Genomic DNA, 14948 nt, shown 5'->3' with positions numbered 1-14948 from the left:
TCTACGATGAAAAAGTTCTCCATTGCCATTGCGACGGCTGCGATGGTCATCACTTCCACCATGGCCCCGGTCATGGCTATGCCGATGATGCCGCAGACTATTGCCAAGCCGGCCTCGGATGTCGAGAATGTCCAGTATCGCCCGGGCAACCGGCAAGGTTATCGTCAGGGCTATCGCCAGGGGCAGCGGCAGGGCTATCGCCAGGGCGCGCGCCGTGGATATTGGCGCAATGGCGGCAACCATTACTACAATGGCTACCGCGGCTATAATTATTACCGCCCGGGCTACCGCCAGTATAATGGCTGGTACTTCCCGGCCGGTGCCTTCGCGGCCGGCGCTATTCTCGGCGGCGTGATCGGTGCGGCGGCGGCCAGCCAGCCCACGCAGTCCTATGGCGGCGGTGGTGGCCATGTTCAGTGGTGCGCGAGCCAGTATCGCTCGTATCGGGCCTCGGACAACACCTTCCAGCCCTATAACGGTCCGCGCCAGCAGTGCGTCTCGCCCTGATCGTTGCCTCCTGATCGGTGGTGCTCCCAACGACATGAAAGCCCGGCTGCGGCCGGGCTTTTTTATGCGTTTTTGGCGAGGTTGCGGGTCGACGGCACCTGTCCACTACTATGAGAGACCGTCGTTCCTTACGCGGGAACTCAGGGATGGCGTTGGCCTACAGGGCGGGTATTGACGGGTTGAGGGCCGTCGCGGTGCTCGCCGTCCTGTTCCTCCATGCCGGCCTTCCAGCATTCTGGGGTGGCGACGCGAGCCGGATCGGTCTAGCTGCCGTCGGCGGCGCTATGCCGTATAGTCTTTCAGGCGCCGCGAGTGTTTTCAGGAGATGGGTTTGGTCAGGCGCGCGTGGTCGTGGCCTTCGGCGTGGCGCCCTTTAATAGCGTTTCCGCTGCTTCTGGCGGCCTATTCGCTGGCTCTGCTGGCAACCGAATACGCATTGATAGGGCGGTTCAGCGTCGGCGCGACGACCCTCCGGCATCTCGCTCGGCATTTCGTCCTGATCTCGGGCACCAACGCGGCGATCATCCTGGTATTTGCCGTGGTGGCGCTGATCGAGCGCCGGTGGACCGGGCGCGTCCGCTTGGCGGCGTGCTTGGCCGCCTTACTTTTCGGCGCCCAGCTGGCCATCTTCCTTCTGCTCTATGTCGGCGGCTTTTACGCGTCGCGCTTCGTCGGCCGGTTGATCACCTATGATCTCGTGGTCCTTGCCATCGACGAAGGCTTTGTGCGCGCCGCGCATTGGGGCGGTCTGGCGGGGCAGATCGGCCTCGTGCTGCTGGCCGCGGTCGTTCTGGCCGGCACCTTCACTATCGGAGCGGTGCTGGCCGGCAGCCTGGCGGCCTTGTTCCGGGCGCTGCCCTCGCGCCGCATGGTACTTCTTGCCGGCTTGCCCCTGCTCGCCTATGCGTCGAGCCTCCTGTATGTGGCGCGCGTGGTGGCGCTTCCCCAGCCCTATTACTCGGACCCGCTAGCCGCGGCACTGATCGCGACGCTGGTGAACACCTCGGGCTCCGACGAGGCGAACCGGGCCGACCGCGCCGCCTATGCCGCCCTTCCCGCCAAAGGTGACGGGCGCAATATCATCATCATCATCGCGGACTCGCTGCGGGCCGACCATCTGCCGCTCTATGGCTATCCGCGCCTGACTACGCCCTTCCTCGCGCGGCTGGAAGCGCAGGGGCATCTGCACAAGGTCAGGTCGGCGACATCGACCTGCTCCGACTCGATCTGCGGCATACTCGCCACGCTCGGCTCGCAGCTGCCGGCTCACGCCGCGCCGAACTACAATTTCCTGCTGACCGACGCGCTGCGAGACCGTGGCTACCGCACGCATTTCCTGCTGTCCGGCCCGCATCAGCGCTACCTGCCGCTGCCGAGCCTTTATGGCCCGCCGGGCGCCTATGACACTTTCATCGACGGCGACCGTTCCGGTCGTGGAGCCGATGACCGGCTGGTGATCGATGCGCTGGCGGCGCTACCGCGCTCGCAGGGCGAACCCAACTTCTTCTTCATCTTCTTGATGTCGTCGCATGTCGCGGGCGCGTCGGTCGGGGGCGACGGTCCCTTCCAGCCGGCACTCGACCAATTCACGGCGGAGCGCCTCGTCGAAAACGAAAACCGCCATGTCCTCTCGCCGGAGGTCCAGCTGCAGAACATAAATCGCTACGACAACGGCCTCGTACAGGCCGACGCGTTCATCGAGAAGACCTTCTCCCTGCTGCAAGAGAAGGGATACCTTAAAAAGGCGACCGTCTTCATCCTGGGCGATCACAGCGACGCACTGGGCGAGCGCGGATTGTATTTGCACAATAGCTATCTGTACCGGGAATTCACCAACATACCTCTCCTGATCTACGACACGGACGAGGCAGCTTATCACGGCCTCGATTTCGCGGATCAGACGGACATCGCGCCAACCGCGCTGGAACGCGCCGGCCTGCCGACGCCGCGGAACTGGCGCGGCCAGTCGCTGGTGTCGCATCCGGGCCGCCAGGTGTCCTTCACGCAGAACAGCGCGCTCATCTATCAGCCCTGCCGCGGCGTGTATCTTCGGCGCCAGGGAACGCTGAACTATCTCGTGCAATGCCAGACCCCCGACGGCGGGGTGAGGGAGGAGATGTTCGATCTTACCCGCGACGAACTTGGACGCCAGCCTATCGACCCGCAGCTGAACCCCGCACGGACGCACGACATGCGCCGCCTGCTGAGCGAGGAGTTTCCCGACAGAAAGAACCATTACTGAGCGCCACGCGAAGAGGCGGCTGTGCGCGACCGGCCGAGCGCACTCGGCCCAGCTGGAACCGCGCCCGGATTACCGCGTCCGCCGGCGACAAGGCCTGTCATGAGCGAGATCGCGGTGTTGTGGTAGCGGGAGAGGGACTTGAACCCCCGACCCCAGGATTATGATTCCCGTGCTCTAACCAGCTGAGCTACCCCGCCACAACAGAACGGCTCACCAATGCAGTGACGACCGATCCGCGAAGTGGCGCGATATAAGGAAGCGGCCCGGACGGTGTCAAGGCGGGAAAGCCGTCTTCGCCGCGATGCCCTCACCAATATGCCGCGGCCGGCCCGCCCGCGCGGACCTCGTCGATGCGCCGGCGTGTTGCCGGAGACGTCTCCGCCGGCAGCTGGTCGGCGGCGAAGAAGCCGATTTCGGCGATCTCGCGATTCGGCACCCGGGCGAAGCCGTGCTCGAAGGCTTCGACGATGTAGACGACGACATGGTCCCGCCCACCCAGATGGCGGTTCAGCAGGATGCCGTGCAGGCGCGGCGGCGCGGTGGGCGTGATGGCGGCTTCCTCGTACAGCTCGCGAATGATGGCGGCGCCTGCGGTTTCGCCGGGATCGACGGCGCCGCCGGGCAGGTGCCAGCCGGGCACATAGGTGTGGCGCAGGAGCAGGATGGCGCCCTCCGCGTCGGTCACGACGGCGCGCACGCCGAGGGTGACGCCGCGTGTCAGACGGCCCCATACATGCAGCGCGCGCACCAGCAGCCGCCGCGAGGCGGGCATGGAAGTGGGCGGACTGGCGAAAGCGTGACCGCCGGCGCTTTCCTTTCCCTGCTCAGGGCTGCTAAGGAATCCCCCGTGTTTGTCCTTGCCCATGTCACAGATGCCCATCTAGGGCCGCTGCCCCGCGCTCGCTTTGCCGAGCTGGCCGGCAAGCGAGCGCTCGGCGTGCTCAACTGGCGGCGCGGCCGACGGCGCCGCTTCTCCATCGCCACGATCGACCTGCTGGTCGACGACATCAAGGCGATGGCGCCGGATCATATCGCGGTGACCGGCGATCTGGTGAATGTCGGCCTCGCCGCCGAGTTTGCCACCGGGCTGAATTTCCTGAAATCGCTGGGCGCCGGCCCGGACGTGACCGTGGTGCCGGGCAATCACGATGCCTATGTGCGCTCCACCGCCCATCATTCGCTGCTCAACTGGGGCGACTATATGCGCGGCGACGGGGTGGATGGCGACGTCACCGACGAGAGCGCCTTTCCCTTCGTGCGGCGGCGCGGCGAGGTGGCGCTGGTCGGCGTCTCCACCGCCATTCCCACCCGGCCCTTTATGGCGACCGGCAAGGTGGGGCGCGAGCAGCGCGAGCGGCTCGGCCATGTGCTGGACGAACTCGGCGCCGAGGGGCTGTTTCGGGTGGTGATGATCCATCACCCGCCCTGCGGCCTGCGTGCCGGCCACAAGCGGCTGATCGACGAGGAAGCGGTGCGCGATGTGCTGGCCCGCCACGGCGCGGAGCTGGTGATTTGCGGCCACGACCATGTGCCGATGGTGGAGATGATCCCAGGCCCCAATTCAGGGCTTATCCCGGTCGTGGAGGCACCGTCTCTCGCCGCAGGACCGGAAGACCGCCATTGGCCGGGCGGCTATCACCTCTACCGCATCGAGCGTGTGGCGGATGAGGGCTTCCCCTGGCGCTGCACCATGGAGGCACGCGGCTTCCAGCGCGGCGACCCCACCGTCGCCTCGCGCAGCACGCGGGTGCTCACCGCCGCGATTAGCGGACGGTAAATTCCGGATAAAGCGCTGCCAGCGCCACCATGGCGAGCGCGCCGAGAATGAGCCCGAGCAGGAAGGGCAGGGCGCTGCCGCGTCGGGATTCGGCCGTTGCGGGCGCCGTCGGAGCGGGATGATGCGGTGCCGGCTGCGGGGAGGCCGCTTCCATTTCCGGCGGTACGCCCGCGCCCACCATCGCCTGCTCGCGGGCAATGAGTCGGCGGGCGATATAGCGCGTCACCGCATCGACAATGTCGTTGGGGTTGGTGCTCTCGGCCAGCACGTGGCGACCCGAGCGGGTGTCCTGCAGGAAGCGATAGGTGCGTCGGTCGCGGGCCAACGTCACATGGGCGACCATGTCGATGAACAGCCGGGGGATCTCGCCGGGCATGAGGCCACGGTCGAACAGGTCCACATGCTCCAGCGGCACCTGCGCGAACACCGGGTCGAGCAGTTCGTTCAGCATCGACAGGCGGGCCAGGGTGGCGTCGCGCAGTTCGACGATGACGCCGGAGCGCTCGGCCGCCTCCATGCGCGCGGCGCGGATCGCTTCGCGCAGCGACAGGCCGGGCGTCTCGCCGCGCAGGCGCTCGTCGTCCATCGAAGTTGGTCCTCGTTTGCCGCCCGTTCCGCTCGCCGCATCATGGGGATGCGGGGTTAATGGGTCGTTCGTGGCGCCCGATGCTGGACGATCGCTCACAAGCGATTATGAAGCGTGGCGGGAGCGCCGACCAGCGGCGTCGATCCGCTTTCGCGGCGGGGCGCCTTTCTCCGCCGGGACAACGGGGACGGGATGTCGAGAGAATATACGATACCGGCCGGCGTGGTGGCGGCCGAGGATTACGTGGCGCGGGCGCGGGAGCGGCTGAGCGAGGCCGCCTTCGCCTATTATGCCGGCGGGGCGGGCGACGAGACGACGCTGCGCTGGAATCGCGACGCGTTCGAGCGGCTGCGGCTTGCCCCGCGCGTGCTCGGCACCTTCGAGGGCGGTGGCACGGGGCTGACCCTGTTCGGCCAGTCCTTCGTTCACCCGATTCTGGTCGCGCCCACCGCCCATCACGGGCTCGCCGTGCCGGAGGCGGAGATCGCCACCGTGGTCGGGGCGGGCGGGGCGAAGGCGGGCATGGTGGCGAGCACCGAATCCGACGTCACGCTGGAGGAGATCGCCGGGGCGGCGCGCACGCCGTTGTGGTTCCAGCTCTACATCCAGCACGATCGCGGCTTCACCGCCGATTTGGTGCGGCGGGCGGAGCAGGCGGGCTATGGCGCGCTGGTAGTGACGGTGGACGCGCCGGTCCACAGCCTGCGCAACCGCGAGCAGCGGGCGGGCTATCGCGGGCCGAAACTCTCCGAGCACGCCAATCTGCGCGGCCTCTACACGCGCCATATTGCCGAAGCAGCGCTCGGGGAAAGCCTGATGTTCCGCGGCTTTCTGGATGTCGCGGCGCGCTGGGACGACATTGCGTGGCTGCGCGCGCGCACCCGGCTGCCGATCCTGCTCAAGGGCATCCTTACGCCCGAGGATGCCGAGATCGCGCTGTCGCACGGCGTCGACGGCATCATCGTCTCCAACCATGGCGGCCGGGTGCTGGACACGGTGCCGGCCAGTCTCGACGCGCTGCCGGCGGTGGTGCGGCAGGTGGCGGGGCGGGTGCCGGTGCTGATGGATGGCGGGATAAGGCGCGGCACCGACGTGCTGAAGGCGCTGGCCCTTGGCGCCAGCGCGGTGCTGGTGGGGCGCCCGTGCCTTTATGCGCTGGCGGTCGCCGGGCCTGCCGGCGTCGCCCATGTGCTGCATCTTCTGCGCTGCGAGTTCGAGGTGGCCATGGTGCTCACCGGCTGCCGCACGCTGGCCGATATCGGCCCGCAGGTCATCTGGCGCGACGAGGTCTAGTAGAGCGTGGCGCGGTAGCGCTCCAGCATCTCGGCCTGGGTCTCGGCGCTCGCCATGCCGAGCTGGTCGCGCAGGATCTCGCCCATGCTGGGCAGCCGGTCGCGCGGCAGGAAGCTCTCCGCATCCCAGGCGCGCGAGCGCATCAGCGCCTTGGCGCAGTGCATGTAAACCTCGTCCACGGTGATGCGCAGCACCGTCGCCGGCAGCTTGCCGCTGACCTCGAAGCGGGCGAGGAGGTCGGCATCGTCGCGGATTTCGGCACGCCCATTGACCCGCAGCGTCTCGTCGACGCCGGGAATGAGGAAGAGCAGGCCGATGGCGGGGTTCTCGATCACATTGGTCAGCGTGTCGAGCCGATTATTGCCCGGCCGGTCGGGCAGCAGCAGCGTCTTCGGGTCTTCCACCGTCACGAAGCCGGGGGCGTCGCCGCGCGGCGTGACATCGGCGCGCCCGCCGGCGCCCATGGAGGACAGCATGACCAGCGGCGAGAAGCCGATGAAGGCGCCCGCATGCCGGTCGATGGCCGGCAGCACCTTGCGGCGGCTGCGCTCGCGCGTCTCTCCATAGAGCGCGCGCAGACCTTCCAGTCGGGTGATGGCGGCCATGATCTGTCCTTTCAGTTCTTCACGACGAGCTGCACGCGGTCGGCGCAGAAGCGCGCGCGGGAATATTGGATCGGCCGGCGCTGCGGGTCGCCGTTGATGGCGTCCACTACCATGACGGTGCGGCCGGAGGGGAGGGCGAGCAGGCGGCAATCCTCGCTGTCGGCGGGGCGCGCGGTGATGCGCGTTTCCAGCCGGCGATAATCGCCGAGGCCCAGCGTTTCCAGCGCCCGCGTCACCGAGCCGGTGGCGGCGACCAGCAAATCGAGGTCGCGGCAGCGGCCGGCCTCGTACCAGTGCGAGGCGACGGTGATCGGCACGCCGTCGGCCTCGCGGATCATGTCGATCCGCAGCACCGCCGCGCCGGGCGGCAGGCCCAGCGCCTGCGCGATCTCGGCCGAGGCCGGCTCGGTGCAGGAGCCGATCAGCCGGCCGCTGGGCGCGCGGCCCTCGCGCGAGACGATTTCGGAGAAGCGGGTGCGCGGCCCGATGGGGTAGCGGATCGGCGGCTCCTTCACGAAGGTGCCGCGCCCTGGCGTCGCCTCGATCAGCCGGCGCTCGGTGAGGTGCGCCAGCGCCCGCCGCAGCGTGTGGCGGTTGACGCCGAAGCGTTCCGCCAGCTCGTTTTCCGTCGGCAGGCGGGTGCCCGGCGCGAGCCGGCCCTCGGTGATGTCGCCTTCGATTCGCTCGGCGATCTGCTTCCACAGTGAGATGCCGGTGCCGCGCGCCACATCTTCCGCCGGGGAGAGGGTGGGCGTCGCGGCGCCGGCCGGCCCTGTCATGGCGCTGTCGTTGGTCGGGTTCATATTTTCACCGCGGTGCAGAAAGACTGCGCTTGCCTATTTGTATAGATGAATATACAAATCCGCCGAAATGTAAACGGCCTTTACGGCACGTCAGCGCGGATCCCCACATGCAGTCTTCCACGGCAGAAACCAACGACGCCAATGCCTGGCGCGCCGCGCGGCAGGGCCTGATGGCGGTGATGGCGCGGGCGGAATCGGCGGAGCTCGACGCGGCGGTCGCCCGTTTCGCCCCGCTTCCCGCCGCTTCCAACCTCAAGCCGCCGGAAGTCGGGCTGGTGATGCTGCGCGGGCGCACCGGGGGCGACGGGGCGCCGTTCAATCTTGGCGAGGCGACAGTGGCGCGGGCCGCCGTGCGGCTGGAAGGCGGGGCCGCCGGTTTCGCCTATCGCCTCGGCCGCGACCTCAAGGCGGCCCGCGCGGCGGCGATTCTCGATGCGCTATGGCAGGACGAGGCCCGGCGCGCGGCGGTTGAAGAAGCGCTGTCGCCGGTGCGGGCGCGGCTTTCCGACGAGGCGGCGACGGTGCGGACGGAAACCGCCGCCACCAAGGTCGATTTCTTCACCCTCGTGCGCGGGGAGGACTGACATGCCGGCCACTCTTCTTGCCAAGGGCTTCGACGATCCCGTCTTCGACTCGCAGGCGAGCTTTCATGCGGCAATGTGGGCGCTTTCGCGCCCCGGCCGGGTGGAACCGATCCACGTCGACCTCACGCCGCCCGCACCGCTTTCCCCGGTCGCGGCGGCGCTGGTGCTGGCCTTGTGCGATTACGAGACGCCGCTCTGGCTGGACGCCACGCTGGCGCGGGCGCCTGACGTGGCGGATTTCCTGCGCTTCCACACCGGCGCGACGCTTGTCGAGGAGGCGCGCGACGCACGCTTCGCGCTGGTCGCCGAACCCCTTGAAATGTCATCATTTTTCGCCTTCGCGCAGGGCTCGCCGGAATTTCCCGACACCTCTGCCACGCTGATCCTGCAGGTACAGGCCTTCACCGGCGGGCTGGTGCTGGAAGGGCCGGGGATCAAGGGCCGCATGACCTTCGGCGCGGCGCCGCTGCCGGCCGATTTCATCGCCCGCATGGCGGAGAACCACGCGGTGTTTCCGCTCGGCGTCGATGTGTTGCTGGCCGGGCCGGGCGGCGTCGCCGGCCTGCCGCGTTCCGTCACCGTGAAGGAGGGTTGAGCGATGTATGTGGCGGCCAAGGGCGGTGAAAAGGCCATCCGCAACGCCCACGCGCTTCTCGCTAAGCGCCGGCGCGGAAACAGGAATCTGCCCTCGATCAGCCTCGGCCAGATCGCCCAGCAATTGACGCTGGCGGTGGACCGGGTGATGGCGGAGGGGTCGCTTTACGATGTCGAGCTGGCGGCGCTGGCGGTGAAGCAGGCGCGCGGCGACCTGATCGAGGCGATCTTCCTCATCCGTGCCTTCCGCACCACCCTGCCGCGCTTCGGCTACGCGCAAGCCCTTGATACGGCTGAGATGCTGGTGCGTCGGCGGGTGTCCGCCACCTATAAGGACCTGCCGGGCGGCCAGCTTCTGGGGCCGACCTTCGACTATACCCACCGGCTTCTGGATACCTCTCTCGGCGTGGCCGATGAGTGCAGTGAGGTGGACGATGAGGCCAGTCACGCCAAACAGGCCGATGACGCCGCCGCGCCCGTTTCCATGCCGCGCGTCACCGACCTGCTGGGCCGGGAGGGGCTGATCGAGGGCGCGCCGGCAGACGACGGCAGCGAGCCCTTCGACATCACCCGCGCCCCGGTGTCCTTCCCGGTCGACCGCTCGACCCGGCTGCAGACGCTGGCGCGTGGCGACGAGGGCTATTTGCTGGCGCTCGGCTATTCCACCCAGCGCGGCTATGGCCGCTCGCACCCCTTTGTCGGCGAAATCCGCTTCGGCGATGTCGAGGTGATCTTCGATGCGCCGGAACTCGGCTTCGAGCTCTCCCTCGGCACGGTGCAGGTGACGGAATGCCAGAGCGTCAACCAGTTCAAGGGCTCGGCGACCACCGCGCCCCAGTTCACGCGCGGCTATGGGCTGGTGTTCGGGCAATGCGAGCGCAAGGCGCTGTCGATGGCGCTGGTAGAGCGGGCGCTGCGCTGGGAGGAACTGGGCGAGGAGCGCGGCGCCCCGGCGCAGGATGAGGAATTCGTGCTCTCCCATTGCGACAACGTGCAGGCGACCGGCTTCGTCGAGCACCTGAAGCTGCCGCACTACGTGGATTTCCAGGCCGAGCTCGACCTCGTGCGGCGCATGCGTGCCGAACACCTGGCGGACATGAAGGAGGCAGCGGAATGAACGCCCGCAGCGTCGGCGGCATGCCCGAGATCACCTACAACTTCGCCTATCTCGACGAGCAGACAAAGCGGATGATCCGCCGGGCGATCCTCAAGGCGATCGCGGTGCCCGGCTATCAGGTGCCCTTCGCCGCGCGCGAAATGCCGATGCCCTATGGCTGGGGCACCGGCGGCGTGCAGGTGACGGCGGCCGTGCTGGGCCCGCAGGACGTGCTCAAGGTCATCGACCAGGGCGCCGACGACACCACCAATGCGGTGGCCATTCGCGGCTTCTTCGAGAAGACGGCCGGGGTCGCCACCACCACCTCGGCCACCGAGGCGACGGTGATCCAGACCCGCCACCGCATTCCCGAGACGCCGCTGGCCGAGCACCAGATCCTCGTCTACCAGGTGCCGATTCCCGAGCCGCTGCGCTTTCTGGAGCCGCGCGAGACCGAGACGCGGCAGCTGCACGCGCTGGCGGAATACGGCCTCATGCATGTGAAGCTCTATGAGGACATCGCCCGCCACGGCCACATCGCCACCACCTATGCCTACCCGGTGGAGGTGGCGGGGCGCTATGTGATGGACCCTTCGCCGATCCCGAAATTCGACAACCCCAAGCTCGACGACTGCCCGGCCTTGCAGCTGTTCGGTGCCGGGCGCGAGAAGCGCATCTACGCCATCCCGCCCTACACGAAGGTGCGCTCGCTCGATTTCGAGGACCACCCCTTCACGGTGCAGCGCTTCGCCCAGCCCTGCGCGCTGTGCGCGGCGAGCGGGGTCTATCTCGACGAGGTGATCCTCGACGACCGAGGCGGGCGGATGTTCGTGTGCTCGGACACCGATTACTGCAACGGGAGGCAGGAAGCCGGGCACCGTGGCGCGATGGCGGGGGAGGCGGGCGGCGGTTTCCCCTCGTCCCGACCCTCTTCGGGCGTGCCCACCACGCTGCCATCCCCGCCGGAGCCGCGCAGCGGCAACGAGCCGGGATCGCCTGCCGACGTTGCACCTTCATCGGCGGGCGCGACACAGAACGCCGTCATGCCCGGACATGGTCCGGGCATCCACGACTTTCCCTCTCCGGCCAAAGACGTGGATGGCCGGGCCAAGCCCGGCCATGACGGTGTGGCTTTGGGGGCCGGCGCCGCAGGAGACCTGCCATGACCGACACCCCCTTGTTGATCGCCGAAGGGCTTTCCAAGAATTACGGCCCCCGCATCGGCTGCCGCGACGTGTCGCTGGAGGTCTATCCCGGCGAGGTGCTCGCGGTGGTCGGGGAATCCGGCTCGGGCAAATCGACCCTGCTCGGCCTGCTCTCCACCGAACTGGAGCCGAGCGCCGGCCGCGTCTGCTATCGCCTGCGCGACGGGCGGCTGGCCGACCTCGCCATCCTCGGCGCGGCGGAGAAGCGGCTGCTGATGCGCACCGACTGGGGCTTCGTGCGGCAGAACCCGGCGGACGGGCTGCGCATGGCGGTCTCGGCCGGCGGCAATGTCGGCGAGCGGCTGATGGCGGTGGGCTGGCGCCACTATGGCAATATCCGCGAGGAAGCGCTCGACTGGCTGGCCAAGGTCGAGATTGCCGGCGACCGCATCGACGACGACCCGCGCGCCTTTTCCGGCGGCATGCGCCAGCGCCTGCAGATCGCCCGCAACCTCGTCACCCGGCCGCGCCTCGTCTTCATGGACGAGCCGACCGGGGGGCTCGACGTCTCGGTGCAGGCGCGCCTGCTCGACCTCATTCGCCAATTGGTGGCGGAGCTGGGGCTGGCGGTGATCATCGTGACCCACGACCTCGCGGTGGCGCGGCTGCTCTCGCACCGCATGGTGGTGATGCGGCACGGGCGGGTGATCGAGACCGGCATCACCGACCAGGTGCTGGACGACCCGCGCGAGCCCTACACGCAGCTGCTCGTCTCCTCGGTCCTGGCGGCGTGAGCATGACCGGGATCGCTTCCCTTCCCGTTTCCCGGCCAAGCGAAGCGCCGGCGCAGCCGGAGCGCAGCGCGAGCTGGGACCCAGCTTCCCGTGCTGTTGCACGGGGCTGCGTTACGCATTGGCCTGCTAGGCAGGGGTTTTTCGCTGGGTCCCGGCGCGGCGCTCCGGCTGCGCCGTCGCTGGGCCGGGACACGGTCGCGCACGAAACCCTCTTGTCGCTTCCGATTTGCTGGAAGAGCTACCCATGAACACCCCCATCCTCGATGTCTCCGGCGTCGCCAAGACTTTCGTCCTGCATTTGCGCGAAGGGGCGCGGCTGCCGGTGGTGAACGGCGCCGGCTTCCAGCTTTTCGCCGGCGAGTGCGTCGCGCTGGGCGGGCCCTCGGGCGCGGGCAAGAGCTCGCTGCTGAAGATGGTCTATGGCAATTACCGGGTCGATTCCGGCGCCATACGGGTGCGCGACGGCGAGGAGACGGTGGATGTCGCCAGCACCTCGCCGCGCCGGCTGATCAAGCTGCGCGATACCACCATGGGCTATGTCAGCCAGTTCCTGCGGGTGATCCCGCGCGTCGGGGCGCGCGACGTGGTGGCCGAGCCGCTGGTGCATGACGGCGTGCCGGCCGACGAGGCCACCGCGCGCGCCGGGGCGCTGCTCGCCCGGCTGAACCTGCCGGAGCGGCTGTGGAGCCTGCCGCCCGCCACCTTCTCGGGCGGCGAGCAGCAGCGTGTGAACATCGCCCGCGGGCTGATCGCCCACCGGCCGCTGCTGCTGATGGACGAGCCGACCGCCTCGCTCGACGCCGCCAACCGCAACGTGGTGGTGGAACTGATCGCGGAGAAGAAGCGGGCCGGCGTCGCCATTCTCGGCATCTTCCACGACGCCGAGGTGCGCGAGGCCGCCTGCGACCGGGTGATCGACGTGACGGATTTCGCCAGGGTCGCCGCCTGACGGGGGCGGTCTTTCATCCGCCGTCATCCCCGGGCGTGACCGGGGGGGCCATGCCTTGGGCGGGTGCAGGCAAGACGTGGAGCACCGGGACAAGCCCGGTCCTGACCGAACTGAAACGGTGCATCGGCGCCGCAGGGGTATGAAATGAACGAAACCGTCTACGCCAATGCGCGGCTGGTGCTGGAGGAGGTGGTGATCGAAGGCCACCTCGTCGTGCGCGATGGGGTGATCACCGAGATCGGCGCCGGCGCGGCGCCGCGCGGGGCGGTGGATATGGCCGGCGATTATGTGCTGCCGGGCTTTGTCGAGCTGCACACCGACCATGTCGAGAGCCATCTCTACCCGCGCCCGCGCGTCATTTGGAACGCCTTTGCCGCCGTGACCGCCTATGACGCGCAGATCGCCGCCTCGGGCATCACCACCGTGTTCGATTCGCTGCGCGTCTGGCCCGACAAGCGCGCCGTCGGCATGGATGGCGACGCGCCGCTGCTCGCATCGACGCTGCGCGAGGCCGGCGCGGCCGGCGTGCTGCGGGCCGAGCATTTCGTGCATCTGCGCTGCGAGGTGACCGCCGACGGCGTGGTAGAGGAGGCCGCCGCCCTGATGGAGAGCGCCGGGGTGCGGCTGATCTCGCTGATGGACCACACGCCGGGGCAGCGCCAGTTCCTCACCGAGGCGCAGTTCCGCAGCTACTACAAGAAGAAGAGCGGCATGAGCGATGCCGAGATGGACATTATCGTCGCTGAGCGGCTGGAGGCGCACGCGCACCATTCACGCCCCAACCGGGCGCGGCTGGTGGAAATGGCGCGCGCGCAGGGCATCGTGCTGGCAAGCCATGACGACGCCACCGACGCGCATGTGGAGGAGGCCATCGCCGACGGGGTGGCGATCGCCGAATTTCCAACCACCGACAGCGCGGCGGCGGGCTCGCACGCGGCCGGCATCCGCGTGCTGATGGGCGCGCCGAACATCGTGCGCGGCGGCTCGCACACCGGCAATGTCGCCGCCGAAAGCCTGGCGCGGCGCGGCGTGCTGGAGATCCTGTCGTCCGACTATGTGCCCGGCAGCCTGCTGCTGGCGGCCTTCGAGTTGCCGAAGCTGGTGCCGGCCATCACCCTGCCGCAGGCGGTGGCGATGGTGAGCGCCAACCCGGCGGCAGCGGCGGGGCTCACCGATCGCGGACGTCTGGCGCCGGGGCTGCGGGCCGATTTCATCCGGGTGTCGGATGCCGGGGCGGCGCCGGTGGCGCGGTCGGTGTGGCGGCAGGGGGAGCGGATTTCGTGAGCGAGGAAGCGATTGCGGCGGGGGTGAGCGACACGGCGGTGCAGGAGAAGCTCGGCCCTGGCCTGCTGGTGCTGGTGGTCGGCCCCTCCGGCGCCGGCAAGGACACGCTGCTCGCCTATGCCCGCGAGAGGCTGGCGGGGCGCGAGGACATCCGCTTCGCGCGCCGGCGCATCACGCGGCCGAGCGATGCGACCGAGGACCATGTGAGCCTGGACGCCGACGCTTTCACGCAGGGCGTGGCGCAGGGTCGTTTTCCGCTGCACTGGCAGGCCAACGGGCTCTGCTACGCGCTGGGCGAGGAGGTGGCGCAGGACATCACCACCGGCCGCATCGTTGTCGCCAATGGCTCGCGCGCGGCGGTGAGCGAGGCGCGGGCGCGCTTTGCTCGGGTGAAGCTGGTGCATGTCACCGCGCCGACCGAGGTGCTGGCGACCCGCATCGCCGCGCGCGGCCGCGAGAGCGCCGGGGAGGTGCTGGCGCGCCTCGCCCGCGAGCCGGCGCTGGACGGCCTGCCTGACCTGCGCATCCTCAATGTCGACGGCGTCGACGCCGCCGGCGAGCGGCTGGCGGCCTTTCTGCGCGGGCTGTGAGCGGAAGGCGACGCGCCACCGGCATGTCCCGGTGTTTGCCGGTTGACAGATACGACCGCATCCGCAGAACTATGCTGCACTGCGGGATCATGCATCAAA

15 protein-coding genes, 1 tRNA gene and 1 pseudogene are annotated in these 14948 nt (G+C 68.8%); 12 read left to right on the top strand and 5 right to left on the bottom strand.

Annotated features, from left to right (window positions below; all coding sequences use genetic code 11):
- Positions 1–6: 6 nt before the first annotated feature.
- Positions 7–507: a BA14K family protein gene (locus ACQY76_RS22035; protein ID WP_428030815.1), complete on the top strand. Its 501-nt coding sequence runs from the start codon at positions 7–9 to the stop codon at positions 505–507.
- 538 nt (positions 508–1045) lie between these two features.
- On the top strand, positions 1046–2749 hold the full coding sequence (locus tag ACQY76_RS22030; protein WP_428030814.1) for a sulfatase-like hydrolase/transferase: 1704 nt from the start codon (positions 1046–1048) through the stop codon (positions 2747–2749).
- A gap of 120 nt (positions 2750–2869) precedes the next feature.
- On the opposite strand, the gene ACQY76_RS22025 is transcribed toward ACQY76_RS22030, so the two are convergent.
- Together ACQY76_RS22025 and ACQY76_RS22020 are read right to left on the bottom strand one after the other, a co-directional pair.
- Positions 2870–2946 (bottom strand) — tRNA-Met (locus tag ACQY76_RS22025).
- A gap of 110 nt (positions 2947–3056) precedes the next feature.
- The gene (locus tag ACQY76_RS22020; protein WP_428033081.1) at positions 3057–3521 is read right to left on the bottom strand and encodes an NUDIX domain-containing protein; all 465 of its coding nucleotides are present in this window, start codon (positions 3519–3521) and stop codon (positions 3057–3059) included.
- Positions 3522–3596: 75 nt separating this feature from the next.
- Here ACQY76_RS22020 and ACQY76_RS22015 point away from each other — a divergent pair, with 75 nt between their 5' ends.
- Positions 3597–4526, top strand: coding sequence for a metallophosphoesterase family protein (locus ACQY76_RS22015; protein WP_428030813.1), 930 nt, complete (start codon positions 3597–3599; stop codon positions 4524–4526).
- Here the strand turns inward: ACQY76_RS22015 and ACQY76_RS22010 are convergent.
- A complete protein-coding gene (locus ACQY76_RS22010; RefSeq protein WP_428030812.1) occupies positions 4513–5112 on the bottom strand; it encodes a hypothetical protein in 600 nt (199 codons plus the stop codon). The genes ACQY76_RS22015 and ACQY76_RS22010 overlap by 14 nt on opposite strands.
- A 192-nt stretch (positions 5113–5304) precedes the next feature.
- On the opposite strand from ACQY76_RS22010, the gene ACQY76_RS22005 reads away from it, so the two are divergent.
- Positions 5305–6405: an alpha-hydroxy acid oxidase gene (locus tag ACQY76_RS22005; protein ID WP_428030811.1), complete on the top strand. Its 1101-nt coding sequence runs from the start codon at positions 5305–5307 to the stop codon at positions 6403–6405.
- Here ACQY76_RS22005 and ACQY76_RS22000 read toward each other — a convergent pair.
- A complete protein-coding gene (locus ACQY76_RS22000) occupies positions 6402–7010 on the bottom strand; it encodes a pyridoxamine 5'-phosphate oxidase family protein (RefSeq protein ID WP_428030810.1) in 609 nt (202 codons plus the stop codon). The two genes, ACQY76_RS22005 and ACQY76_RS22000, sit on opposite strands and share 4 nt — an antisense overlap.
- An 11-nt stretch (positions 7011–7021) precedes the next feature.
- Positions 7022–7813, bottom strand: a complete 792-nt coding sequence (phnF, locus tag ACQY76_RS21995; RefSeq protein ID WP_428030809.1) for a phosphonate metabolism transcriptional regulator PhnF — start codon at positions 7811–7813, stop codon at positions 7022–7024.
- A 107-nt stretch (positions 7814–7920) separates the two neighbouring features.
- Between phnF and phnG the strand changes: the two genes are divergently transcribed.
- The 8 genes and pseudogenes from phnG to phnN all read left to right on the top strand — a co-directional run bounded on the left by phnG (position 7921) and on the right by phnN (position 14849).
- Positions 7921–8397, top strand: a complete 477-nt coding sequence (phnG, locus tag ACQY76_RS21990) for a phosphonate C-P lyase system protein PhnG (protein WP_428030808.1) — start codon at positions 7921–7923, stop codon at positions 8395–8397.
- Between the two features lies 1 nt (position 8398).
- Positions 8399–8992: a phosphonate C-P lyase system protein PhnH gene (phnH, locus tag ACQY76_RS21985; protein ID WP_428030807.1), complete on the top strand. Its 594-nt coding sequence runs from the start codon at positions 8399–8401 to the stop codon at positions 8990–8992.
- Positions 8993–8995: 3 nt separating this feature from the next.
- On the top strand, positions 8996–10108 hold the full coding sequence (locus ACQY76_RS21980) for a carbon-phosphorus lyase complex subunit PhnI (RefSeq protein WP_428030806.1): 1113 nt from the start codon (positions 8996–8998) through the stop codon (positions 10106–10108).
- A pseudogene (locus ACQY76_RS21975) lies at positions 10105–10974 on the top strand (alpha-D-ribose 1-methylphosphonate 5-phosphate C-P-lyase PhnJ); the annotation flags it as partial. The gene ACQY76_RS21980 and the pseudogene ACQY76_RS21975, both read left to right, overlap by 4 nt.
- 275 nt (positions 10975–11249) lie before the next feature.
- Complete coding sequence (phnK, locus tag ACQY76_RS21970) at positions 11250–12026, top strand: phosphonate C-P lyase system protein PhnK (RefSeq protein WP_428030805.1); 777 nt, start codon at positions 11250–11252, stop codon at positions 12024–12026.
- 244 nt (positions 12027–12270) lie between these two features.
- Positions 12271–12975 carry a phosphonate C-P lyase system protein PhnL gene (gene phnL / locus ACQY76_RS21965; RefSeq protein ID WP_428030804.1) on the top strand — a complete coding sequence of 235 codons (705 nt, stop codon included), beginning with the start codon at positions 12271–12273 and terminating at the stop codon, positions 12973–12975.
- Positions 12976–13119: 144 nt separating this feature from the next.
- On the top strand, positions 13120–14259 hold the full coding sequence (locus ACQY76_RS21960) for an alpha-D-ribose 1-methylphosphonate 5-triphosphate diphosphatase (protein WP_428030803.1): 1140 nt from the start codon (positions 13120–13122) through the stop codon (positions 14257–14259).
- A complete protein-coding gene (phnN, locus tag ACQY76_RS21955) occupies positions 14256–14849 on the top strand; it encodes a phosphonate metabolism protein/1,5-bisphosphokinase (PRPP-forming) PhnN (protein ID WP_428030802.1) in 594 nt (197 codons plus the stop codon). Before ACQY76_RS21960 ends, phnN begins: the two co-directional genes overlap by 4 nt.
- The last annotated feature ends 99 nt before the right edge of the window (positions 14850–14948 follow it).

This window comes from Ancylobacter sp. (genome assembly GCF_965279025.1).
Classification (GTDB): domain Bacteria; phylum Pseudomonadota; class Alphaproteobacteria; order Rhizobiales; family Xanthobacteraceae; genus Ancylobacter.
This window is presented reverse-complemented; position numbering and strand designations above follow the sequence as displayed.